The organism is Halopseudomonas sabulinigri, assembly GCF_900105255.1.
Taxonomy (GTDB): Bacteria; Pseudomonadota; Gammaproteobacteria; order Pseudomonadales; family Pseudomonadaceae; genus Halopseudomonas; species Halopseudomonas sabulinigri.
This window is the reverse complement of record NZ_LT629763.1, coordinates 1,282,683-1,306,220: the sequence shown is the minus strand read 5'-3', so window position 1 is coordinate 1,306,220 and position 23,538 is coordinate 1,282,683. Positions and strand designations below refer to the sequence as shown.

The 23,538-nt window shown below is 58.7% G+C and carries 15 protein-coding genes and 1 pseudogene; 8 read left to right on the top strand and 8 right to left on the bottom strand.

Annotated features, from left to right (window positions below):
- Nucleotides 1–16: 16 nt before the first annotated feature.
- From BLU26_RS05795 to arsS, 4 genes are read right to left on the bottom strand one after another with little or no spacing between them, the layout of a single operon-like run.
- Nucleotides 17–2,158, bottom strand: coding sequence for an FAD-dependent oxidoreductase (locus BLU26_RS05795; protein WP_092284702.1), 2,142 nt, complete (start codon nt 2,156–2,158; stop codon nt 17–19).
- A complete protein-coding gene (locus tag BLU26_RS05790; RefSeq protein WP_092284700.1) occupies nt 2,155–3,120 on the bottom strand; it encodes a hypothetical protein in 966 nt (321 codons plus the stop codon). Before BLU26_RS05790 ends, BLU26_RS05795 begins: the two co-directional genes overlap by 4 nt.
- A complete protein-coding gene (locus tag BLU26_RS05785) occupies nt 3,117–4,487 on the bottom strand; it encodes a sodium:solute symporter (protein WP_407920346.1) in 1,371 nt (456 codons plus the stop codon). Before BLU26_RS05785 ends, BLU26_RS05790 begins: the two co-directional genes overlap by 4 nt.
- 50 nt (nt 4,488–4,537) lie before the next feature.
- Nucleotides 4,538–5,500, bottom strand: a complete 963-nt coding sequence (arsS, locus tag BLU26_RS05780) for an arsenosugar biosynthesis radical SAM (seleno)protein ArsS (RefSeq protein WP_092284696.1) — start codon at nt 5,498–5,500, stop codon at nt 4,538–4,540.
- Nucleotides 5,501–5,674: 174 nt separating this feature from the next.
- Here arsS and BLU26_RS05775 point away from each other — a divergent pair, with 174 nt between their 5' ends.
- Nucleotides 5,675–6,520 (top strand): class I SAM-dependent methyltransferase, encoded by an 846-nt coding sequence (locus tag BLU26_RS05775; RefSeq protein ID WP_092284694.1) that lies wholly within the window; start codon nt 5,675–5,677, stop codon nt 6,518–6,520.
- Between the two features lie 10 nt (nt 6,521–6,530).
- Here the strand turns inward: BLU26_RS05775 and BLU26_RS05770 are convergent, their stop codons facing one another.
- Entirely contained in the window at nt 6,531–7,574 is a 1,044-nt protein-coding gene (locus tag BLU26_RS05770) for an AraC family transcriptional regulator (protein ID WP_172830641.1), read from the bottom strand.
- A gap of 496 nt (nt 7,575–8,070) precedes the next feature.
- Here BLU26_RS05770 and BLU26_RS05765 point away from each other — a divergent pair, with 496 nt between their 5' ends.
- From BLU26_RS05765 to BLU26_RS05755, 3 genes and pseudogenes are all read left to right on the top strand, one after another.
- On the top strand, nt 8,071–9,990 hold the full coding sequence (locus tag BLU26_RS05765) for a DUF1302 domain-containing protein (RefSeq protein ID WP_092284690.1): 1,920 nt from the start codon (nt 8,071–8,073) through the stop codon (nt 9,988–9,990).
- A 31-nt stretch (nt 9,991–10,021) separates the two neighbouring features.
- Nucleotides 10,022–11,386: a DUF1329 domain-containing protein gene (locus tag BLU26_RS05760; RefSeq protein ID WP_231702046.1), complete on the top strand. Its 1,365-nt coding sequence runs from the start codon at nt 10,022–10,024 to the stop codon at nt 11,384–11,386.
- 236 nt (nt 11,387–11,622) lie between these two features.
- Nucleotides 11,623–13,447, top strand: a pseudogene (locus tag BLU26_RS05755) (DUF1302 domain-containing protein).
- 200 nt (nt 13,448–13,647) lie between these two features.
- Here BLU26_RS05755 and BLU26_RS05750 read toward each other — a convergent pair.
- The gene (locus BLU26_RS05750; protein ID WP_092284686.1) at nt 13,648–14,691 is read right to left on the bottom strand and encodes an AraC family transcriptional regulator; all 1,044 of its coding nucleotides are present in this window, start codon (nt 14,689–14,691) and stop codon (nt 13,648–13,650) included.
- Between the two features lie 269 nt (nt 14,692–14,960).
- Here BLU26_RS05750 and BLU26_RS05745 point away from each other — a divergent pair, with 269 nt between their 5' ends.
- The 4 genes from BLU26_RS05745 to BLU26_RS05730 all read left to right on the top strand — a co-directional run bounded on the left by BLU26_RS05745 (nt 14,961) and on the right by BLU26_RS05730 (nt 21,169).
- The gene (locus BLU26_RS05745) at nt 14,961–16,721 is read left to right on the top strand and encodes a DUF1302 domain-containing protein (RefSeq protein WP_092284684.1); all 1,761 of its coding nucleotides are present in this window, start codon (nt 14,961–14,963) and stop codon (nt 16,719–16,721) included.
- A 32-nt stretch (nt 16,722–16,753) separates the two neighbouring features.
- Nucleotides 16,754–18,118, top strand: coding sequence for a DUF1329 domain-containing protein (locus BLU26_RS05740; protein ID WP_092288381.1), 1,365 nt, complete (start codon nt 16,754–16,756; stop codon nt 18,116–18,118).
- Between the two features lie 168 nt (nt 18,119–18,286).
- Nucleotides 18,287–19,621: a DEAD/DEAH box helicase gene (locus BLU26_RS05735; RefSeq protein ID WP_092284682.1), complete on the top strand. Its 1,335-nt coding sequence runs from the start codon at nt 18,287–18,289 to the stop codon at nt 19,619–19,621.
- Between the two features lie 486 nt (nt 19,622–20,107).
- Complete coding sequence (locus BLU26_RS05730; RefSeq protein ID WP_092284680.1) at nt 20,108–21,169, top strand: 3-deoxy-7-phosphoheptulonate synthase; 1,062 nt, start codon at nt 20,108–20,110, stop codon at nt 21,167–21,169.
- Nucleotides 21,170–21,235: 66 nt separating this feature from the next.
- Here BLU26_RS05730 and BLU26_RS05725 read toward each other — a convergent pair whose 3' ends face one another.
- A complete protein-coding gene (locus tag BLU26_RS05725) occupies nt 21,236–22,468 on the bottom strand; it encodes a multidrug effflux MFS transporter (protein ID WP_092284678.1) in 1,233 nt (410 codons plus the stop codon).
- The gene (locus tag BLU26_RS05720) at nt 22,465–23,295 is read right to left on the bottom strand and encodes an alpha/beta fold hydrolase (protein WP_157719309.1); all 831 of its coding nucleotides are present in this window, start codon (nt 23,293–23,295) and stop codon (nt 22,465–22,467) included. Before BLU26_RS05720 ends, BLU26_RS05725 begins: the two co-directional genes overlap by 4 nt.
- Between the last annotated feature and the right edge of the window lie 243 nt (nt 23,296–23,538).

Sequence of the window (23,538 nt, the reverse complement as noted above, 5' to 3'; positions counted from 1 at the left end):
GTTATGCCATGCCCCATCACTTCAGGCGCCAACGGTGCCAGCACTGTACCCAGCCCAGCAGGCCTTGCGGCGCATGGGCGCGTTTCCATTCGCCGGCGGCATACTTGTTGGCCTCGGCCAGGGTCGGATAGCTGTGTACGGTGCCGAGTACCTTGTTCAGGCCCAGGTTGTGCTTCATCGCCAGCACGTATTCGGCAATCAGCTCACCGGCGTGGGCGCCGACGATGGTCACGCCCAGAATACGATCCTTGCCGGGCTGGGTAAGCACCTTGACGTAGCCTTCGGCTGCTTCGTCGGCGATGGCGCGGTCTAGGTCATCGATGCCGTAGCGCGTGACTTCAAATTCGATCGCCTGCTCATTTGCCTCGTTCTCGGATAGCCCCACGCGGGCGACTTCCGGCTCGGTAAAGGTCACATGTGGCAGCACCCGGTAATCCACCTTGAAGCGCTTGAAGCTGCCGAACAACGCATTGACGGCGGCGTACCAGGCCTGATGCGCGGCCGCGTGGGTAAACTGATAAGGGCCGGTGACATCGCCCACCGCATAGATATTGGGGAAGCGCGTGGCCAGGTACTCATTGGTGTCCAGCGTGCCGTTATCGCGTAGTTTCAGCCCCAGCTCTTCTGCGCCATAGCCTTGGGTGTTGGCTTTGCGGCCCACGGCAACCAGTGCGGCGTCAAACTCGATTGTGACCAGCTCGTCGCTGTCCAACTGCCGTGCCTGTAACAGTGCTCCCTGTTCGCCTTGTTCAAAACGCTCGGCCTTATGCCGCAGGCGCAGGTCTACGCCTTCACTGCGTAGCGCCAGGCTTACCAGCTCGCTGGCGTCTTCGTCCTCGTTGGCCAGCAGGCGCTCGCCTTGTTCGACCTGAATAACCTGTGTGCCGAGCCGCTGAAAGGCCTGCGCCAGCTCGCAGCCAATCGGGCCGCCGCCCAGTACCAGCAAGCGCGCGGGCTGTTCGCGCAGGCCCCAGAGGGTATCTGATGTGTAGGCGGGCACCTGGTCCAGACCGGGGATCGGCGGCATCACCGGGCGGCCGCCGGCGGCGATGATGATGTTGCGTGTGGTCAGGGTTTGCCCAGCCACTTCGACGCTCCAGGGCGAGGTAATGCGTGCGGCGCCCTGAATCACATCCACGCCCAGTTCGCGGTAGCGTTCGGGCGAGTCGTGCGGTTCGATGTCGGTGATGACCCGCTGTACGCGCTCCATCACCCGGGCAAAGTCTACGGTCGCGCTGGCGTTGGTATAGCCGAGTGCGGTGGCGCGTTTTACTTCTGCGGCCAGTCGCGCCGAGCGGATCAGTGCCTTGGAGGGTACGCAGCCGGTATTCAGGCAATCGCCGCCCATGGCGTGCTTTTCGATCAGGCTGACCTCGGCTTTGACCGCGGCGGCTATATAGGCGCTGACCAGGCCGCCACTGCCGGCGCCGATCACCACCAGGTTACGATCAAACTGTTTGGGCTTCTGCCAGCCGCGGTACACGCGTCGGGCCTTGATCTGGTCGAGTATCTTGCGTGCGATCAGCGGAAATACGCCAAGTAGCACGAAGGCGCCGATCACGCCGGGCGAGAGTATGCCGCCAAGCGATTCGAGCTGGCTCAGCTCCCGCCCGGCGTTCACATACACAAAGGTGCCGGGCAGCATGCCCAGCTGGCTTACCCACCAGAAGGTGCGTGCCTTGATGGCGGTCAGGCCCATGGCCAGGTTGATCATGAAGAAGGGGAAGGCCGGCACCAGGCGCAACGCGAACAGGTAAAACGCGCCTTCGCGTTCGATACCCTCATTCAAAGGCTTCAGGCGGCGGCCAAAGCGGCTTTGTACCCAGTCGCGCAGCATGAAACGGCTGATCAGCATGGCCAGGGTCGCGCCCAGGCTGGAGGCGAAGGAAACCAGCAACAGGCCCCAGCCCAGGCCGAAAAGCGCGCCGCCGGCCAGGGTCATCAGCGCAGCCCCCGGCAACGACAAGGCGGTGACCGCGACATAGGCGAGAAAGAACAGGCCGCCCGCCAGCAGCGGATTAGCCGTTACCTGGGCATTGAGGTTTTGCTGCTGCGCCTTGATCGCGTCCAGGCTGAAATACTGGTTCAGGTCGAACACAAAGAACGCAACGATCAGCGCCACGAGCGCGAGCAACACAGCGGCTTTCTTGAGGTTCATACGAAGTGGGCCTCCAGGGCGCATAAAGTGCTGGCCAGCGTGAAGCCGCCGAGCAGGGCGTCTAGCGGTTGCTCGGCGGTGCCTTGGGTAATGCGTTCGCGGTACGACAGGGCCGCGGGGCTGCCTGCTGGCCATTGGCGGTCAAACTCGGCGAGAAACGCCTGGTTATCGTAATTAAGCGGGATCGCCTCGATATACAATCCAGCCACCTGCGCGCGATACAAGGCTGCCATGCTGGGCTGCGCCGCAATGCGTGTGACCAATCCATAGCAACCGTTGTTGAAGTTGGGCATGCCGGCGGCGCCGTTATTGATTACCGCCCAATGCTCGCTGGCCAGTGCGGCCGGCGAGCAGGTGTGACTGGTGGTCAGCACGCTGATCTGTTGTTGCTCACACCAGCGGCCAATCTCTTGTTGCCGTTCGGCCGAGCGCAGCGCCTGACGGTCGCATTGCCAGCCCGCCAGTGACTGCTCGTCGCCATGGCTGATGGCCACGCGCTGCCCGCCAACACTGACCAGGGCGGTGGCCGGGCGGGCGGCGAGTTGCTCTGGCATACCAGGCAGCTGGCGCACCGCAGCGGTGAGCCGTTGATGGATGGCGTTGGACCAGGCGACAGCCTGCTCGGGTACGTCGTCGGGATAGGCGCAGCCGCAGCCATGCTCGCCGGTTCCAGGACGGCCGAGTTCGGTCTCCACGTTGCCGCGCAGCAGCAGGTGGGGCGTTAGTTGCTGCTCGATACGGCTGAACAGGCCCGGCTCTGCGTCGAACCAGTGCGCGTCGCCATTGAACACCACCTTTGCCAATGGCTCGCGCAGCAAGCGCTTGTGCAGCGCGGCCAGTGCCTGCTCGTTACCGTACAGACCGCCCACCACATACAGGGTGTCGCACTCGAACGCGGGCTCACCGCGGAAGGCGTTTGCGGGCAGTTGATAGTCCAGCGGGCAACTGCGACCGGGGGTCATACTCGCCTCCGCAGGCCACTGAGCAGGTACGCAGCGGTGCACAGCAGTAAACCGTACAGGTTGGTGCCCAGCAGCAGGGCGTAGCGGCCATCACCTATGGCCCAGCTGTCAGGTATCCAGCCGACGGTCAGGGCGACGCCCAGCAGCAGACCGCACCAGAAACCCAGGTGAAAACCCAGCGCAGTGGGCCGTACCAGCCCGTGCAACAGAAATACCGGCGCCAGGCCCATGACCATGGTGCCGCTGATGGTGGTGGCCTTGAGAATATCGGTGCCGGCCAACATGGGCAGGTTGCCCAGCACGGCAAACAGCAGCATGGCGGTCATGCCGACGGCGATGGCCTTCTGCCCGAGATTGCGGCCGGCCAGGGCTGGCAATTCGCGACCCGTCAGGCGGGCGAGGCTAGAAAAGGTGGAGTCGAGCGTGGAGCCGGCGGCGGAGATCATCACCAGCGTCATCACGATCAGGGCGCCTACGCCCATGCTGCGGGCCAGCGCCGCCGGTACGTTGCCGGACGCCTCAAGGCCGCTGAGGCTGGCGTGTACGCCAATCAGGCTGAAGGCCAGAATGGCGATAAAGCCCAGCACGCCGGCGAGGGTAAAGGCACGCAGCATGGACTTTTCTTCGCTGATAAAGCCACGGTCGGTCAACACCGGATCGTGGAAGGGGTAGCTAAACAGCTGCAGGCAGGCGACCAGAAACAGATCGACCCCGGCGTTCATCGCCCAGTTGCTGGTGCTGCGCAACTCGGCTGCAGAGTGATTGGGCAATACCAGCCCCAGCACCCACACCAGCGCCACCACGAAAATAGCGGCCTGGGCGGCGTCGGTCAGAATCGAGCTGCGCAGTCCGCCGCGCAGGCTGTAGGCCAGGGTCACGGCGGTAAACAACAGCGCGGCGACGATAAAAGGCGTACTGCCGCTTTCGCCATAGTAACCGCCGACCACGGCGGTGTTGCTCCAAACCTCGTTGAACAGGCGGATGAGAATTGCCGCCGAGAAGGCCAGGGCGGCGGCGCGGCCGTAGTTGCTGGTCAGAAAACTGACCATGCTGGTGGCGCCAAAGCGGCGGCGCAGGCGATAGATGACGTAGCCACACAAGGGAATAGACAGCCAGTAAGTGGCGTAAGCCAGGCCGCCCACCAGGCCAAACTCGGCCCCTAGGTTTGCGGCGTTGGTGACCGACTTGGCGAAAATCCAGCTGATGAAAATGCTGATGGTCAGCAGTAACGGCGAGGCGGGGCGGCCCTGGCTGTCTTCGCCGTTGAAAAAGCCGCCCAGGGTGACGCTGCGCGGTGACAGCGCGTACATGAGCGCGCCGTAGGCAAAAAGAAATCCCCAGAAAAAGAGGCCGGTCATGCTGCTGATCGCCATATGACGTTTCCTGTCAGTGGTCTAACTGCAAATAAGTGGGTGGCTTAGCTGATGACGCCGCCACAGCTGGAGCCCTGGCCGGCGGTACAGGCAAAGCAATGATCGCGGGTGGCAATCGGCAAGCCTTCCAGCGTCTGGGTGGCGAGTTGGCGCAGGTGTGGGCGGTCCTTGGCGATGATCGGCATGTCGAGATCAAGCATCTGGTTGAAATCGCAGTCGTACAAATGGCCGCGCCAATCCACACTGATGGTGTTGCGGCACATCAGGCCCGGCAGGTTTGCAGCGCTGAAGTTGTCGCGCAGTAGCTGCATATAATCGTTGAACTGCCCCCGGCTGGCGAGGGTGCTGCCGAAGCGCGCGATGGGTTGGTTGGTGATGGTAAACAGCTGGCTGAAGACAATGCCGAAGTCTTCTTGCAGGTGCGCCTTGTAATCGGCCTGCAAGGCAGCCTGGGGCGGCGGCAAGCTGGGGCCTTGCGGGTTGTACACCAGGTTGAGCTCCAGGCCGCTGTCCGGTTTGCCGTAGCCCAATCGGTTGAGTTGCAACAGGCCCTGAATGCTGCGCTCGAACACGCCATCGCCGCGTTGTTGGTCGACGTTGTCACGCGAGTAGCAGGGTAGTGAGGCAGAGACCTGCACTTTGTTCTCCGCGAGAAACTCGGCCAGATACTCGTAACCCGGTTCACTGAGGATGGTCAGGTTGCAGCGGTCGATGACCTCGATGCCCTCAGCGCGGGCGTGCCGCACTATGTCACGAAAGCGCGGATGCATTTCCGGGGCGCCGCCGGTAAGGTCGAGCGTCTTGACCGAATGGGCGTCCAGCACCTGATAAAGGTCAGCAATGACCGCGTCGCTCATGGCTTCGGTGCGGGTGGGGCCGGCATTCACATGGCAGTGCAGGCAACGCTGATTGCACTGGTAGGTCAGGTTGACCTGCAGGGTCTCCAGCGCACGCCGCCGGATCGGCGGAAAGTCCAGACGGTTCAACAGCGGCAGGGTATCCAGCACGGAGGGCTCCTCATCGATGACTACTTACAGAGTAGAGCATGCATGACCGGCTTTGTTACAGCCGGCGCTGATGTTTTCATAGTGGGGGCACCATTGCGAATCAGCTTTGTCACAACAGCTATCGCCGGGTACGCCCGGCCTGTGCTCACATTTTTCCATTGCTGCAGGAGAAGCATGATGAAAGGTCTTTGGATAGCTGCCGGGGCGATGCTGTTCAGTTGCTCGGCATTGGCGCAGGACGCGGTCTCACCGCCGCAGATTACTCAGGCCCAGCAGCAGGCGCTGCATGCCGCGGTCGGCAGTACCGCGCGGGGCATCAACAACGTGATGCGCGATGCCTATCGCAACCCGGAGCGCACGCTCGCGTTCTTTGGTATCACGCCGCAGCAGACGGTGATCGAGATCTGGCCTGGCGGTGGCTGGTATAGCGAGATTCTCGCGCCGCTGTTGCGTGATGACGGCAAGCTGATCGCGGCGCACTTTGATGCCGAGTCGGACGTTGCGTTTTATCGTCGCTCGCGCGCCGAGTATGAACAGAAAATGGCCGACGCGCCGGATGTCTACGACAAGGTCGAGCTGACCACCCTCAATTACGATCCCAAGGTGCCTATCGCAGCGCCGGGCTCAGCCGATCGCGTGCTGACCTTCCGCAATGTACACAACTGGCTGAAGGCGGGTGAGGAGCAGGCGGCGCAGGTGTTTGACAAGTTCTATGCGGCGCTCAAGCCGGGCGGCATGCTGGGTGTGGTCGAGCATCAGGCCCGTGCCGGCACCAGCCTGGAAGAAATGATCAAAACCGGTTACGTGACCGAATCCAAGGTGCGGGAGCTGGCCGAGGCGGCAGGCTTCGAGCTGGTATCGGTCAGCCCGGTAAACCAGAACGTACAAGATTCAACCGATCACCCCGAGGGTGTCTGGACGCTGCCACCTACGCTGCGCCTGGGCGACAAGGATCGCGCGCGCTATCTGGCGATTGGGGAAAGCGATCGCATGACCTTGCTGTTTATCAAGCCGGAATAACGGCGGCGGCTCAACTGGCAGCGGGACTTTTTTTGCTGAGCTCGCGGCGGTAGGCGGTCGGGCTCATGTCGGTCCAGCGGCGAAAGGCGCGGGTAAAGCTGCTGGGGTCCAGAAAGCCCAGCTCGTAGGCAATGCTGGTCAACGATAACTGGCCGTCAGTAATCATTCGCAGCGCCGCCTCCCGGCGTACTTCATCGGCCAGTTGCTCGTAGGAGGTACCCTCCTGGCTGAGTTTGCGGCGCAGGTGGCGCTGGCTGATATTCATCGGCCCAGCCACCCTCTCGGCACTGATGTCGCCCGAGCCAAGCAGCAGGTGAATGCGTCGCTTGACCTGCTCAGACAGTGCGCTGCTGGGCAGCGTCGCGAGCATGTGTTGCAGAATCTCGGTCAGCTTGGGCAACAGCAGGCTGGAGGCGGTGGGCAGCGTTTTGCTCAGCAGGGCGCGTTTGAGTGACAGGGTATAGTGGTCGGCAAAGCTCACCACCTGGTTCTTCAACAGCTGCTTGCAGCTGTGTTCGTGCAGTTGATGGTGATCTGCCAACTGAATAGCGAACAACAGTCCCTCACCGTCCAGGTCTATCCGGGTAAAGTAGCGTGCCAGGTAGCCGGTAATGGACGCCATATGTTGCGGGTGGGTCTCGCCGATAGGCCGCAGCAGCAGCTGTACGGTGTCTTCCTGCATTTCAACCTTCAGCGTTAACTGCGTGCTGACGATAGGGAAGTAGCGGGTGAGCAGGTTCAGTGCGTCGCCGATGGTCGGTGAGGCAGAGGCTGCCAGCGCTAGAGTATTGAACGCGGTTGGGCTGAATACGCGGTGCATTCGCAGCCCCAGCAGCGGGTCGTCAGCAATGCGCGTCGCTTCACTCCAGATCAGCGAGCAGAACTGCTGGTCGATAAACCCTTCCGCTTCAAATTGCTCACTGAACAGGCAGCCGCCAACGCTGGAGTGGCGCAGCGAGAGGTCATACTGCTTGAGCGTCTGTTCCACGGCCGTAGCCCAGAACGCACTTTCGCGCAGGCGGAAGAAGGAGTGGGAACTGGACTGCTCGAACATCATCACCAGCCTGTTTTTCTTGTTTGGGCGACAAAAGCGTTGTTTGTCTTGTCGGCGGATTATAACGATAAAAAATACGGGTAGAAGCCCGGAATGTGGTTTCGCAGAGCAGAATGTTGTTACAAGTAATGTGGTATTAGCTTGCAGGCCACGGTTGGCGTTGCCCACGCCGCAGTAACGCCGGAGTAAGGGTGCTGTAAAGAAATGTAATCGGGTGCCAATTGTTCTGCTTTCGCTGTGGGTATCGCGCTATCCAGAGCGCTTTAGTCCCACTTCAATGGGATTATTTAGCGCTGTTTGCAGAGTGTCTGCCAGTCACCCGGACGGGTGAACTCCGGCAACATCTATAGTGGCAATTCAATTGATGAATGTCCTCTTGGGACAAATAAATTGGCCGATGCGGGCAGGTTATTTGTGCTGGCCTCGTGACAGACTGCGTTTGTCCTGAACGTGTCCCTCGATACACAGGTTCATGTCACCCAAACGGAGCAGCACAATGACAAAAAAAATGCATGCCTGGTCCCTAGCCGCATTGCCTCTGGCAATTGGCCTGGCCAGCTTTTCGGGTACTGCTAGCGCAGTCAACTTCAACCTTGGCGAAGTGGAAGGTCAGCTGGACTCTCAGCTCTCCATCGGCGCCAGCATGTCCACGCAGAACGCGGACAAGCGTTTTGTTTCTCTTTCCAACGGTGGTGAAGCTGCTGCGCGTACTTCTGACGATGGTCGTCTGAACTACGAAGCGGGGGATGTCTTCTCCAAAATTTTCCGCGGCGTACACGACCTGGAACTGCGTTATGGCGATTCCGGTGCCTTTGTACGTGGCAAGTACTGGTACGACTTTGAAACCAAAGACGGCAGCCAGCGTTTCTATGATATTGACGACTCTGGCCGCTCACCACTGGTGAAAGGTGCTGGTGTAGCGCTGCTCGATGCTTTCGTTTATCACAACTACTTTATCGGTAATAACCCAGGCAACATCCGTTTGGGTCGCCAGGTAGTGAGCTGGGGTGAGTCTACTTTCATCCAGAACTCCATCAACTCTATCAACCCGATTGACGTCGCTGCGCTGCGTCGGCCAGGCGCTGAGTTGAAAGAGGGGTTGTTGCCGGTTGAAATGCTTTATCTGTCTCAGGGTCTGACCGAAAACCTGAGTATGGAAGCTTTTTACCAACTGAAGTGGGCCCCCTACGCAATTGATAACTGCGGTACTTTTTTTGGTTCAGACACTTTGGCGACAGGGTGTAATGACCGTCTTGTTGTTTCTGGTACTGACTACCCTCAAGGCGACCCCCAGCTGCAAAATGGCGCTTATTCTGCTTTGGGTGGCTCAAGTTACATCGTACGGGCGAGTAAAGACAAAGAAGCAAGAGACGATGGCCAGTTCGGTGTGGCGTTCCGCTACTTTGCTCCTGAACTGAATGACTCCGAGTTCGGCTTTTACTTCATGAATTACCACAGCCGTTCACCTTATTATTCTAACGTCGCTGGACGTTTGGCAGGCCCGGCTGCGTTGGTTCAGGCGAACGCCTTACCAAGCGCTATTCTTACTATTCCAGGCATGATCGACACTGTGACTGGTGTCGATGGTGTAGAGGGCCCGGCTGGGTACTTTTTTGAATACCCGGAAGACATTCGCCTGTACGGCATGAGCTTCCAAACTATGGCGGGCAGTGCTTCGGTCGCGGGTGAAATAAGCTATCGTCCGAATATGCCGATGCAGATCAATACCGGCGATATGAGCCGCACAGCGCTTGTTGCTGCGGGAGTTCCTGTTCCTGGTGTTGGTAACATTACTGTGCCTGGTAGTGACAATACGCACCGAGGCCTAGCAGGCACTCTTCAGCCAGGTGACTACATTCAAGGGTATGAGCGTAAAGAGTTCTATCAAGCGCAGGTTACCGTCATCAACTTCTTTGACCGTGTCATGGGCGCCAGTCGCTTGGCGTTGGTCGGCGAAGCTGGCGTCAATTACATTGGTGGGTTGGGTGACGTCAAGTTTGGTCGTGACTCGCTGTTTGGTCAGAGCCCTTATGTAGACGGTGACGGAGCTGCTACTGGTACTTGCTCATCCAATCAAGGCACTGCGCCTGCCGACCGGTCTCCCAATGCTGCTAGCTGGTGTGAAAACGACGGCTTCTATACTGACTGGTCTTATGGCTACCGCCTGCGTGCTTCGCTGGATTACAGCAACGTATTCGCCGGCATCAACCTGAGCCCGAACCTGGCTTGGACTCACGATGTTGAAGGTTACGGCCCTAACTTCACTGAAGACGCCAAGTCCATCAGCGTAGGTCTGAACGCGGATTACGGTAACAAGTACGCCGCCAGCCTGAGCTATACCGATTTCTTCGATGGTAAATACAACACCAACGTTGATCGCGACTTCTTGTCCGCCAGCTTCAGCGTTAGCTTCTAAGACCGACCACAGGAGAAACAATAAGATGCGTATGCAAAAAACTCTGTTGGGTGCAGGCGGTTTGGCTCTGAGCCTACTGGCCACGGGTGTCATGGCACAAAGCCTGACCCAGTCTGAAATTGATTCATTGGGTAGCAGCCTGACGCCAATCGGCGCAGAAAAAGCCGGCAACGCGGCGGGCACCATTCCCGAGTGGACTGGCGGTCTGGGCACTGATGCAGGCAAGGAGTTGGCTAACAACTTCCTGGAAAACCCTTTCGCTGGAGATAAGCCTGAGTTCGTCATTACGGCGCAGAACTATCAGCAGTACAAGGACAACCTGACCCCAGGTCAGGTCGCCATGTTCGAGCGCTATCCGGAAACCTTCAAAATGCCGGTCTACAAGACCCAGCGTTCGGTGGGTTACCCGCAGGCCGTGTACGACCAGGTCAAGCAGACTGCCGGTCAGGCCAAGCTGGTTAACGGCGGCGACGGCATTTCCAACTTCGCACACGGCTCTTTCGCCTTCCCGGTTCCCAAGTCGGGCGCCGAGGTGGTGTGGAACCACAACACTCGTTACCGCGTGAACATCAAGCGTTGGTACATGCAGGCGATGCCACAAACCAACGGTTCTTACACGCTGATCAAGCTGGAAGAAGAAGTGGGTTATCCGCAGCTGATGGCTGATGTGGATGCGTCCTCCATGCCGAACACGCTGCTGTTCTTCAAGCAGCGCGTGAACGCGCCAGCGCGTCTGGCAGGTAACGTACTGCTGGTGCACGACACCCTGGATCAGTTGAAAGAGCCGCGCATGGCGTGGGTTTACAACGCCGGTCAGCGCCGTGTACGTCGTGCACCGCAGGTGGCCTACGACGGTCCGGGTACCGCGTCTGACGGTATGCGTACTTCCGACAACTTCTCCATGTATAACGGCGCACCTGACCGTTACAACTGGAAGCTGGTTGGCAAGAAGGAAGTCTACATTCCGTACACTAGCGGCAAGCTGACCGACCCAAGCGTCAAGTATGAAGATGTGCTGCAGGCCGGTCACATCAATCCTGACTACACCCGCTTCGAGTTGCACCGCGTGTGGGAAGTGCAGGGTAACGTCAAGGAAGGCCAGCGTCATATCTACGCACAGCGTAACTTCTTCGTTGATGAAGACTCCTGGCTGATCAGCCTGGCGGATCATTACGATGGTCGTGGCACTCTGTGGCGTGTAGGTGAAGGCCATATCAGCTTCAACTACAAGGAAAAGATCCCGGGTTACGCGATCGAGACCCTGTATGACCTGCTGGCAGGCCGTTACATTGCGCTGGGCATGTACTCGGAGGAAGCCTCTGCTCCGCAGTACGACTTCCAGCCGAACTACAATCAGTTCACCCCGGCGGCCCTGCGTTCTTCAGGTATCCGTTAAGGTGTAAGTGGTTGTGTGTATGAAAAAGGAGCCATTCATGGCTCCTTTTTTTGTGCCTGTTTTTTGTTGTTGTTAAAGGGCGAGCAGCTGTTTCTGAGGCGCTATTTCTCACAAAAAAATAAATGAATGTTCATTCCTTTGCGTGCTAGTCTGATTTGAAGGAGCCGTTGAAGTGCCCCCGCGCTGCGCTTCATCTGCATCGAAGAGTCTGCATAACAACAATAAGGCACAGAACAATGATAAAGATAACCGCGCCACGCCCGCTGGCTTCGCTGCCATTGGCCATAGGTTTGGCCGCCAGCTTCTCTGGTATGGCTGCTAGCTTTAAACTGGGTGATGTACAGGGGCAGTTTGATTCCGAGCTGTCGCTAGGGGTGAGCTGGGCGATGGAGGATCCGCAGAGCGATTACATTCACCCCACCAATGGCGGTGAAGCGTCTGCCAGAACCAGCGATGACGGGCATCTGAATTTCGAGAAAGGGGATGTGTTCTCCACCGTATTCAAGGGCGTGCATGATCTGGAGCTGCGCTATGGCGATTCCGGGGCGTTGGTCCGCGGCAAGTACTGGTACGACTTTGAAGCCAAGGACGGTAATCAGCGCTTCTATGATATTGACGACGCTGGGCGCGATCCTCTGCAAAAGGCCTCTGGCGTTGCATTGCTCGACGCCTTTGTTTACCACAATTACACCATTGGCAATAACCCGGGCAATATTCGGCTTGGCCGACAGGTGGTCAGCTGGGGGGAAAGCCTGTTTATCGGCAACTCCATTAACTCGATCAACCCCATTGATGTTTCGGCGTTCCGTCGCCCTGGCGCCGAGGTAAAAGAGGGGCTTATTCCGGTTGAGATGATCTACCTCTCGCAAGGGCTGACCCAGAACCTGTCTGCGGAGTTCTTCTACCAGCTCAAGTGGGCGCCAAGCGTAGTAGACAACTGCGGCACCTTCTTCTCTACCAGTGATGTGTTGGCCAAGGGGTGTAACGACCGCGTGGTGGTCGCCGGGGTGGATTACGCTCAGGGTGACCCGCGGTTGACCAATGGCGGTCCTGCAGGGTTGGCGGCCTACAACACCCGGGCCATGAAAGATCGAGATGCCAGTGACGATGGTCAGTTTGGCGCGGCCTTGCGCTTTTTTGTGCCAGAGCTGAATGATACCGAGTTCGGTCTGTATGCCATGAACATCCACAGCCGCGCGCCTACCTTTTCGACGGTGCGCGGGTATGACACCGTGCTGCCGGGTATTCCCGGCATTGACGGCGCCTCGGGTCCGGCGGGTTATTTCCTGGAGTACGCCGAAGATATTCGGCTGTATGGCCTGAGCTTCTCAAGCCTGATTGCGGGCAGTACCGTGGCGGGTGAGGTGAGCTATCGACCGAATTACAACCTGCAAATCAATAGCTCCGACCTGAGTCTTACTGCTTTGCCGGCGGCGATCCTGGGTGGTTTCAATTACGGTGCAATCAGCCCGGTCTACAACAGCCAGAACCCGGGCCTGCAAGCGGGAGATGAGATCACCGGTTATCGGCGCAAGGAGTTGTGGCAGGCACAGCTGTCAATGATTCACTTTTTTGATCGGGTTCTGGGGGGCGAGTCGTCTGACGGTAGCCGGCGAGGTCGGATTCAACCACATAGGGGGGCTTGAGAGCGGCGCTGGCAGTACGCGCTATGGTCGCGACCCGCTGTTTGGTCAGGCGCCTATTAGCCCGCTGGCAGGTGGTGCTTGTCTGGCGCATACCTCGGCCGAAAACAGCGAACGCTGGTGCGAGGATGATGGTTTTGTGACGGAAAACTCCTGGGGCTATCGGCTGCGTGCGGCGCTTGATTACAGCAATGTGTTTGCGGGCATCAACCTGACGCCCAATCTGGCCTGGTCGCATGACGTTGATGGGTATGGCCCCAACTTCACCGAGGATGCCAAGTCGGTGAGCCTCGGTTTGAACGCCGACTACAAGAATCGCTACAACGCCAGCTTGAGTTACACCAGTTTCTTTGACGGCAAGTACAGCGTGGTCAAGGATCGGGATTTCATGGCTTTCAGCGTGGGTGCAAGCTTTTAGGCAGCGGCGCTAGCGGCGGGACCATCAGTGCAGATGGTTCCGCGGCCAGGGAGACAAGAAACGCAGCAGAGTACAGGCGTTTTGCGTTGGCCGGGGTCTGAGAATACGATCAGGTAACGCGCCCGATTGACGAAGCTTTTTTCAGGCATCAAAAAGGGCGCTCTTGCGCCCCTTGTGGTGGTACAGGTTCCGCACCGGGATCAGGATGGCACAGCGGCCTGAGTGTACTGGCTGCGGAAGGTTGTAGGGCTGACGCCCGTCCAGCGGCGAAAAGCCCGGGTAAAGCTGCTGGGGTCGAGAAAACCCAGCTCAAACGCAATTCGTCCGAGATTCAGTTTGCCTTCCTTTATAAGGCGTACGGCCAATTCCATGCGCACTTCATCCAGCAACTTCTCATAGGTGGTTTGGGTTTCGCTGAGTTTGCGGCGCAGATGCCGTGGGCTCATGTTGAACGGCGTTGATACCAGCTCCTCGGACACGGTACGTTCCGAGACCAACACGCGAATCCGTTGCTTCACTTGTTCGGCAAAGTCTACGTTGGGCAGGTCGCTGAGCATGTCCTCCAGTGAGTTATCCAGCCGCTTGCGTAAAAAAGCATCGGCGTTGGGCAGGCGAGAGTTCAAGAAGCGACGATTGATTCGCACGGACTGCCGCTTGGCGCCGAGTCGCACGCGGCCGCCGAGGATGGCTTCACAGTCAATGCGGCTCTTGTCGTGTTCGCCCGTCAGGCGGGTTTCCAGCATCAGCCCGGCTTTGCCAATCCCCAGTGCGTCCCAGATACGGCTGCACTGGCTCATCAGCGCTTCCATATGCATCGGGTGTGGCGCGCCCTTTGGCTGAAAATAGAGCGTCAGGTACTGATCATCTTCGACCGAGTACAGCTGTACTTGCGTGCTGAACACCGGCATGAAACGAATGATGCGCTGAATGGCATCACCCAGTGTGTCGCTTGAAGCAGCGGCCAGGCACAACAGGGAGAGAGTGTTGCTCTGGTGCCGCTGGCCCATGCGCAGGCCAAAGCAATCGTCCTGCGACAGCCGTGCTGCGGCATGCCAGAGCCGATTGATATCGGTTTGACTGATATGGGTCAGGCTGAGGTCGGCTTGCTTGCAATGGCAGCGCAAGTCGGCGGGGAGATCCTTGATGCTCTTGTCGTACTCTTCAAGGCATTGTGCAATGCCCTGCGCCCACAGAGCGCGTTCATGCACGCGCTCGGACGGTAGCGGATGGAGTTCCGGATTCATAAGCAGAAGACGTCTCGAATTTTATTATTGTGATTGGATACATCTTTATCCTGCCTCAACCATAGAGGAATGCAGGTGATTGTGCAAAATTTTGCAACGGATAATTGCACGTCAAAACCAAAGGGTATTCATTGCATGAATGTCCTTACCGGCCAAAAAACTCGTCCGAATCGGCCAATTCGGTTTTTTATCTCGTGACAGACTTGTCCTCGGTGCTAGAGGCCTCCCAGTCGTCTGGCGCCCATGATTCATTCTAACGGAGCAGCACAATGACAAAAAAAATGCATGCTTGGTCGCTCGCCGCTTTGCCTCTGGCAATCGGGCTGGCCAGTTTCTCTGGGTCGGCGAATGCTATTAGCTTCTCGCTGGGTGAGGTAGAAGGCCAGTTTGACTCACAGCTGTCTGTGGGTGCCAGTTGGTCCATGGAAGATGCCGACAAGCGATTTATCTCCCCCAAAAATGGCGGTGAAGCTGCAGCGCGGACATCCGATGACGGTCGTTTGAACTATGAAAAGGGCGACGCTTTTTCCAAGATCTTCCGTGGCGTGCATGACCTTGAGCTGCGTTATGGCAACTCCGGCGCCTTTGTACGCGGTAAGTATTGGTATGACTTTGAAACCAAGGACGGCCACCAGCGCTTTTATGATATCGACGATTCAGGCCGTAACCCACTGGTAAAGTCTTCAGGTGTAGCGCTGCTGGACGCCTTCGTTTATCACAACTACTTTATTGGCAACAATCCAGGCAATATTCGCCTTGGTCGCCAAGTGGTCAGTTGGGGTGAGTCCACATTTATTCAGAACTCTATCAACTCAATCAATCCGATCGACGTTGCTGCATTGCGTCGTCCCGGTGCCGAGCTGAAAGAAGGTCTATTGCCTGTTGAAATGCTATACCTTTCTCAAGGCCTTACTGAAAACTTGAGTATGGAAGCGTTCTATCAGTTGAAATGGCATCCTTATGCGATTGATAACTGCGGTACATTCTTTGGCGCTGATACGTTGGCTGAAGGTTGCGTAGATCGTCTGAACTTCGCGGGTCCAGCGGACGCTCCCCAAGGCGAACAGATCCCAGGTACTTATATCGTTCGAACTCAGCATAACGAAGAAGCAAGGGATGATGGCCAGTTTGGCGTTGCCTTCCGTTATTTTGCGCCTGAGCTGAATGATTCCGAGTTTGGCTTTTACGCGATGAACTATCACAGCCGTGCACCTATTTATTCAAATAGAGCTGGTCCCTCGGTGGGCATTGACGGTGTAGGCGGTGCTGCAGGCTACTTCTTTGAATATCCCGAAGATATCCGGCTGTACGGTGTTAGCTTTCAAACTAGCGTCTCCGGCGTGTCCTTGGGCGGTGAAGTCAGCTATCGTCCCAACATGCCTATGCAGCTCAATACGGGCGACATGAGCCGGACAGCGCTGACTTTGGCCGGTGATAATATTCATCGGGGCATTACCTATGCGCCGGGCGACTACATCCAAGGTTACGACCGTAAAGAGTTTTATCAGGCTCAGGTAACCGCCATTAAGTTCGTGGAGCGCGTGCTTGGTGCGAGTCGTTTGGCCCTGGTTGGTGAAGCGGGTGTTAACTATATCGGCGGCATCGGCGATAGCGCGGGCGATACCATGTACGGTCGTGACTCTCTGTTTGGTCAGAGCCCGTATGCTAACGGAACCTGTTCTTCCCAGGCTGCACCGGATCCTGCTGATCAGTCCCCTAACGCTGACAGCTGGTGCGAAAATGAAGGGTTCTACACCGATTGGTCTTACGGTTATCGTATCCGAGCGTCGCTTAACTACAGCAACGTTTTTGCCGGGGTAAACTTGACTCCAACCTTGGCGTGGTCTCATGACGTGGATGGTACTGGCCCCAACTTCACTGAAGACGCCAAGTCAATCAGCGTTGGCCTGGATGCCGATTACGCGAACCGCTACAACGCCGGTATCAGCTACACCAGCTTCTTTGATGGCAAGTACAACACCAACGTTGACCGTGACTACGCGTCCCTCACCTTCAGCGTAAGCTTCTAAGACCGGCTTAAAGGAGAAATAACAATATGCGTATGCAAAAAACTCTATTGGGCGCAGGCGGTTTGGCGCTGAGCCTGTTGGCTTCCAGTGTCATGGCACAAAGCCTGACCCAGGCGCAGATCGATGAGCTGGGCTCCTCGCTCACGCCCATTGGCGCCGAGAAGGCCGGTAACGCGGCCGGTACCATTCCCGAGTGGACCGGCGGCCTTCCGACGGATGCCGGTAAGGCACTGGGCGACAATTTCTACGAAGACCCCTTCAAGGGCCAGCAGCCCGAGATGGTAATTACTGCGCAGAACTATCAGCAGTACAAAGAGAATCTGACGCCCGGTCAGGTCGCCATGTTCGAGCGCTACCCGGAAACCTTCAAGATGCCGGTGTACAAGTCCGAGCGTACTGTTGGTTACCCGCAGTCTGTATACGACCAGGTCAAGCAGACCGCCGGTCAAGCCAAGCTGGTTAACGGCGGCGACGGTATCTCCAACTTCTCGCACGGCACCTTCGCCTTCCCGATTCCGCAATCGGGCGTAGAAGTGATCTGGAACCACAACACCCGTTATCGTCTGAACGTGCAGCGTCTGTACATGCAGGCCATGCCGCAGACCAACGGTTCTTTCACGCTGATCAAGCTGGAAGAAGAAGTGGGTTACCCGCAGCAAATGTCCGACGTGGATGAGTCCACCATGCCGAACACCTTGCTGTTCTTTAAACAGCGCGTAAACGCCCCGGCACGTCTGGCGGGTAACGTACTGCTGGTACACGACACCCTGGATCAGTTGAAAGAGCCGCGCATGGCGTGGGTTTACAACGCCGGTCAGCGTCGTGTGCGTCGCGCACCTCAGGTCGCCTATGACGGCCCAGGTACCGCGTCTGACGGCATGCGTACGTCGGATAACTTCGCCATGTACAACGGCGCACCCGACCGCTACAACTGGAAGCTGGTTGGCAAGAAGGAAATCTACGTTCCTTACAACAGCGGCAAGTTGACCGATCGTGGCGTCAAGTATGAAGACGTGCTCAATGCAGGCCACATCAACCCCGACTACACTCGCTTCGAGCTGCACCGCGTGTGGGAAGTACAGGGCAACGTCAAGGAAGGTCAGCGTCATATTTACGCCCAGCGTAACTTCTTCGTTGACGAAGATTCCTGGATGATCAACCTGGCTGACCATTACGACGGTCGTGGCACTCTGTGGCGCGTAGGTGAAGGCCATATCGGCTTCAACTATGCCAACAAGATTCCGGGCTACTCCATCGAGACCCTGTATGACCTGTTGGCTGGTCGTTACATCGCACTGGGTATGTTCACCGAAGAGGCCTACGCGCCTAACTTCGATTACGATCCGAACTACAACCAGTTCACCCCGGCGGCCCTGCGCTCCTCGGGTATCCGTTAAGCTTTAATGCTGCTTTAGTAAGAAGTTTGGGTTTTTAAGGGGTATCTTCGGATACCCCTTTTTTTGTCTGCGATTTTCCTTGCGCGCGGCTTTCAGCCGGCGAACGACTGCACATCTGTTAGACTGTTGGCATTGCCGCACCGGCCTTGATACCGACCTTCCAGAGTGATGCCCTTGTCTAGCGAATCCACGTTTAATCAACTTGATCTGCATGAACGCCTGCTCAAGGCGCTCGAAGAACTCTCCTTCGAGCAGCCAACGCAGGTGCAGAGTGCAACCATTCCTGCTGCTATCGCCGGCAAGGACCTGTATGTCATTGCCCAGACTGGCAGCGGTAAGACGGCAGCTTTTGTACTGCCGCTGTTGCAGCGTCTATTGCAGGACGAATCCAAGCCGTTGGCACCACGCGGTTTTATTCTGGTGCCTACCCGTGAGTTGGCCCGTCAGGTGGTCAAGGATATTGCCAGCCTGGCCCAGTTCACCTTCCTCAAGGCCGAACTGGTCACCGGTGGCGAAGACTTCAAGGTTCAGGCAGCGCGGTTGCGCAAGAATCCGGATATTGTGGTCGCCACGCCGGGGCGTGCGTTGGAACAACTCGCCGCAGGTAACCTTGAGCTGGGCAGCGTGCAGACGCTGGTGCTGGATGAAGCCGACCGCATGCTGGACATGGGCTTCAGTGAAGATGTAACCACGCTGGCAGAAGCCTGCCCGCAACCGCGCCAGACGGCGCTGTACTCGGCTACCAAGGGTAACCGTGGCTTGCAACGGATGATCGACTCGGTACTGCACGAGCCGGACATTCTGGAGTTGACCAGCGTACGCGACGATACGCCAGCCATCGCCCAGCAGGTGATACCTGCCGATGACAACCCCCACAAGGAAGCCATGCTCAAATGGCTGTTGGTTAACCAGGGTGAAGGCAAGAGCATCGTCTTTACTAACACCCGGGTAGCGGCAGATCGCTTGAATGGCGTGTTGCGAGCAATGGACCTGCGGGTTTATGTGTTGCACGGTGAGAAGGACCAGAAGGAGCGAAACCTCGCCGTTGAGCGCTTCAAACAGGGGCAGAGCGGTGTACTGGTAGCCACTGATGTTGCCGCCCGCGGCCTGGATATTGCCGAGCTGGACCGGGTGATCAACTTTGACATGCCGCGCAGTGGTGATGATTATCTGCACCGCGTTGGTCGAACCGGACGCGCGGGCGCCAGCGGGCTGGCGATTTCATTGATTAGTCCGCATGAATGGAATCTGATGTCGAGCATCGAGCGCTACCTGCGCCGCCAGTTCGAACGGCGCATCCTCAAGGAAGTGCCCGGCAGCTTCAAGGGTCCGAAAAAGGTCAAGTCCTCCGGCAAGCCGGTTGGCGCGAAGAAGAAAAAAGACGACAAGAAGAAGCCGGCGGCCAAATCGAAGAAGCCCAAGGCGGGGAAACGGCCATCGCGCCCACTACAGGGCCAGGTGGTCACCAGTTCTGACGGGCTGGCCCCACCCAAGCGTAAGTAGTGCCTTGGCGCCGATGCCTGGCAGCGGGTGGTTGCCAAGCATTGGCGTGATCGGCTAGAGTCGTCACCAGTTCAACGGAGAGTTACATGTCTGTCATGCCTGTTCATCGCACTGTGTCTGCTGCCAACGCATCTCGCGTTGCATCGCTGCGCGCGCTGCCGGCACTGGCAATGAACGCATTTTATTTTGGGTATTGGTTTAGCCATAGGCGCGCCTGATACCCCACAGGCGCCCTGAATCAAAGGGACGCCACCCGCAGTACGCAAACCCCGGTCGGCCTCCCGCCCGGGGTTTTTTATTGGTTTTTATTCGAACTTTGATGAGGGTTTACAGATGCTGACTTATTGCACTTATTCACGCTTTACCTGCCGATTTACTGTCAGCCGCTGGCTCGGCGGCAGCGCAACTTCAGGCCATTGCACCGGTAATCAACGAACACCCAGATAGCGTCGGCGCGGTACATCGCCCGACTGAGGAAAGCATTATATGAACGCCACGGTTTCTGCTCTTTGCACCCCTACATCACTGCCTGCCCCGCGCAGTTCGCAGCCTTTGCCGACACCAGCCCAGCTGCGTGCCCGGCTGCCCCTCAGCGTGCGTGCTGCTGCCAGTGTGCAGCAGGGTCGCGAGGCTGTTCGCGCGATCATGCGCGGTGAGGATGCCCGGCTGCTGGTCATCGCCGGCCCCTGTTCGCTGCACGACCCGGATGCCGCGCTGGACTACGCGCAGCGCTTGGCCGAACTGGCGCCGCAGGTCAGTGACCAGATGCTGTTGGTTATGCGTGCCTACGTAGAGAAGCCGCGCACGACCGTTGGCTGGAAAGGCCTGTTGTACGATCCTCAGCTGGATGGCAGCGGCGATATGGCCGGCGGGTTGGCCCTGGCGCGCCGCCTGATGCTGGATATCGCTGAATTGGGTTTACCCCTGGCGACTGAGTTGCTGCAGCCGCTTGCCGCCGGTTACCTCGATGATCTGCTGAGTTGGGCGGCGATTGGTGCGCGCACCAGTGAATCGCAGATTCATAGGGAAATGGTCAGCGGGCTGGATCTCCCCGTAGGCTTCAAAAACGGCACCGACGGCGGCATTGCTATTGCCTGCGATGCCATGCGCTCGGCGGCGCATGCGCATCAGCATTTTGGTATGGACGAGCAGGGGCGTGCGGCCATGATTCATACCCGCGGTAACCCGGATACCCATCTGGTGCTGCGGGGCGGTCATGCCGGGCCGAACTACCAGCCCGACGCCGTGGCAGCCGCCTGCACGACGTTGCAGGCGCAGGGCATTGCACCGGGCCTGATCGTCGATTGCAGTCACGCCAATAGCGGCAAAGACCCGGCTCGGCAACCCCAAGTGCTGGAGTCGGTAGTCGCGCAGCGCTTGGCAGGGCAAGCCAGTCTGCGCGGCGTCATGCTGGAGAGCCATCTGTTTGCAGGCGGCCAGCCGCTGTCCAAAGAGCTCAAGTATGGCGTGTCGGTGACCGATGCCTGCCTTGGTTGGGAGAGTACCTCGCAGGCGCTGCTGCGGGCAGCAGACGCCTTGCGGGGTTGATTATCCGCCTGTAGCCGGGCAGCCAGTCAATGGTTGTCTGGCTATAGTTGTAGCGAGGGCCTGGTCTTAAGCTGCGCGCGCCGTGCTGCGGGCAAAGCTGAAGGCAAACAACGCGAGTAGCGAAAAGGCCGCCAGGGTCAGGCCGAGTGTTGCGGTGGCCGGGAGCGGAAGCGCGCTGGTGAGCCAGGTGCCCAGTGCGGCACAACTCATTTGCAGAAAGCCGAGCAGGGCAGAGGCGGCGCCAGCCTGCTGGCCGAAGGGTTGCAGGGTCAGCGCCGTACCCAGCGGATTGACCGTGCCCATGCCCGCCAGGAAGACGGTGAGTGCCAGGGTGAACAGCACCAGATTGTGTTGATCCTGTACCAGATACACGGCGGTGCCGCCAAACAGGGCCAGCAGTATGCCGCCGGTCGCCACGCGCACAGCGCCCCAACGCTGGGCGAGCTTTGGTGCCAGCAAGCCCGAGGCAAATACCACTATTACCGTGCCCGCGAACAACAGACCGAGTTCAAAGGCGCTCAGGCCCATGCCGACCATCAGCACCGCCGGGGCCGCGCCGAAGAAGGCGTACAGCGCGCCGACAATCAGACTCACAGCCAGCGCCGGGCGAGCGAAGCGTGCGTCGTTGAGCAACGCCACGTACTGGCCGAGCATGGCCGGTGCGGATACCGATTGGCGCCGTTCGAGCGCGTGGGTTTCACCAATACGGCTGGCGTAGGCGAGCGCTGCCAGAATGCCCAGCCCGCCAACAATGCCGAAGGTCGCGCGCCAGCCCAGCAAGCTCTCGGACGCGCTCCCCAGCAGCGGTGAGAAGCCGGGGGCCGCCGCCATGGCGACCATGATCAGCGCCAGCGTGCGCGCCAGCGCTTCGCCTTCAAACAAATCGCGGGCGATCGCGCGTGATAGCACCGAGGCTGCGCATACGCCCAGTGCCTGCACCACCCGCCCGGTCAGCAGGGTAGTGAGGTCATTGGCATAGGCACAGAGCACACTGCCGGCCGCAAAGATCAGCAGGCCGCCGATGACCAGTTTCTTGCGACCCCAGCGATCCGAGAGGGGGCCGACCACCAGTTGGCCGATAGCAAAGGCGACAAAGAAGTAGGACAGCGTCAGTCCCATATCGCGTGATGTCATGCCCAGGTCTGCGCCCATGGCCGGGAACGAGGGCAGGATGATGTTGGTCGATAGCGTACCCAGTGCTGCCAGACTCGCCAGCACGACCAGCACCGAGCTACTGAGACGGCGGTCTACAGGCGCAGCCGCGCTGACTGCCAGATCGGGCGGTGTCGGCACGCTCATGGGGCTGTGCTCGCGACAAGTTGCTGGCTCACATGGGTTACCGCACGTGTGATCACCTGAGTGTCGGTCAGTACGCGGCGATGCCCCAATCCCTGCAGCGTCACCAACTCCGAGCCGGGCCAGGCAGCGTGCAGGTCTTGCGAGGCGGCAGCTGGTACCACCTTGTCCTCTGGGTCATGCATGATCAGGGCGCGGTGGCGCAGGCCGTCGAGCAAGCTTGGCAGGTCCACCGACTGCGTCGGCTGGCCGATGAAGTCTTCTACCCAGCGCTGGAATGCCTCGCTCTGCGCGGGGTTCAAGCTAAAGCCGCGCGCCTGCAGCTTGACCATGGCGGACAGGGAGCTCGGCCCGCACAGGTGCACGCTGGCTTTCACCTGCAATCCCTGTTGGAAGGCAATCAGCGCAGCGGCAGAGCCAATCGAATGGGCGATCACTGCTTGCACATCACCCAGCTCGCGGGTCAGCGACAGCAGTGCCTGGCTGGCGTGAACGACGCTGCTGTGATCGCCGCTGGAGTCGCCATGTGCCGGCAGGTCAAACAGGGTCACCGCGAAACCGGCCCGCAGCAGCGGCTCAACGAAGGCGGCGAGGTGTGAGCCGCGGCTGTCCCAGCCATGTACCAGAAGAACGCGTGGGCCACTGCCCAGCGTCCACACCTGGATTTCCTGATCGGCATGGCGATGCACGCTGTGGCTGGCCTGAGCCAATAATTCCTGCTCTGCCGGACTGGCGGCGATGCGCCTGGGACGGCTGAAGGCGCGGCAGGCCTGTTGAAAAATTTGGTCGGCGGAGAAGGTAGGGGCGTTGGCAGCGGTGATGCTGTTCATTGTCATTGCTCCGTGGTTGGAGGATTTTGCGGGACGCCCGCACGCGTGCTTGGCGATCTGATCTGGTGTTTAATATGATGCCTATAATTATTAGATGTCAATAATAATATAATAGGCCTGCACTGTGCCTGTCGCTTCACGGTGGGGATTCGCAGTGATGCTGAGACGATTTTGAGCTGGAGAGCGGTAGGGCTGGCATGCTACCTTCTGTCGGTTGGCGCTGGCTTTAGGGCTCTACATCAG

What these genes read in the sequence shown, in the direction of transcription:
- BLU26_RS05790 (WP_092284700.1), bottom strand. Translation starts at nt 3,120, where the DNA reads ATGACCCCCGGTCGCAGTTGCCCGCTGGACTATCAACTGCCCGCAAAC.
- BLU26_RS05720 (WP_157719309.1), bottom strand. Translation starts at nt 23,295, where the DNA reads ATGAACAGCATCACCGCTGCCAACGCCCCTACCTTCTCCGCCGACCAA.
- BLU26_RS05770 (WP_172830641.1), bottom strand. Translation starts at nt 7,574, where the DNA reads ATGTTCGAGCAGTCCAGTTCCCACTCCTTCTTCCGCCTGCGCGAAAGT.
- BLU26_RS05760 (WP_231702046.1), top strand. Translation starts at nt 10,022, where the DNA reads ATGCAAAAAACTCTGTTGGGTGCAGGCGGTTTGGCTCTGAGCCTACTG.
- BLU26_RS05735 (WP_092284682.1), top strand. Translation starts at nt 18,287, where the DNA reads ATGCCCTTGTCTAGCGAATCCACGTTTAATCAACTTGATCTGCATGAA.
- BLU26_RS05740 (WP_092288381.1), top strand. Translation starts at nt 16,754, where the DNA reads ATGCAAAAAACTCTATTGGGCGCAGGCGGTTTGGCGCTGAGCCTGTTG.
- BLU26_RS05730 (WP_092284680.1), top strand. Translation starts at nt 20,108, where the DNA reads ATGAACGCCACGGTTTCTGCTCTTTGCACCCCTACATCACTGCCTGCC.
- BLU26_RS05725 (WP_092284678.1), bottom strand. Translation starts at nt 22,468, where the DNA reads ATGAGCGTGCCGACACCGCCCGATCTGGCAGTCAGCGCGGCTGCGCCT.
- BLU26_RS05795 (WP_092284702.1), bottom strand. Translation starts at nt 2,158, where the DNA reads ATGAACCTCAAGAAAGCCGCTGTGTTGCTCGCGCTCGTGGCGCTGATC.
- BLU26_RS05775 (WP_092284694.1), top strand. Translation starts at nt 5,675, where the DNA reads ATGATGAAAGGTCTTTGGATAGCTGCCGGGGCGATGCTGTTCAGTTGC.
- BLU26_RS05745 (WP_092284684.1), top strand. Translation starts at nt 14,961, where the DNA reads ATGACAAAAAAAATGCATGCTTGGTCGCTCGCCGCTTTGCCTCTGGCA.
- BLU26_RS05765 (WP_092284690.1), top strand. Translation starts at nt 8,071, where the DNA reads ATGACAAAAAAAATGCATGCCTGGTCCCTAGCCGCATTGCCTCTGGCA.
- BLU26_RS05750 (WP_092284686.1), bottom strand. Translation starts at nt 14,691, where the DNA reads ATGAATCCGGAACTCCATCCGCTACCGTCCGAGCGCGTGCATGAACGC.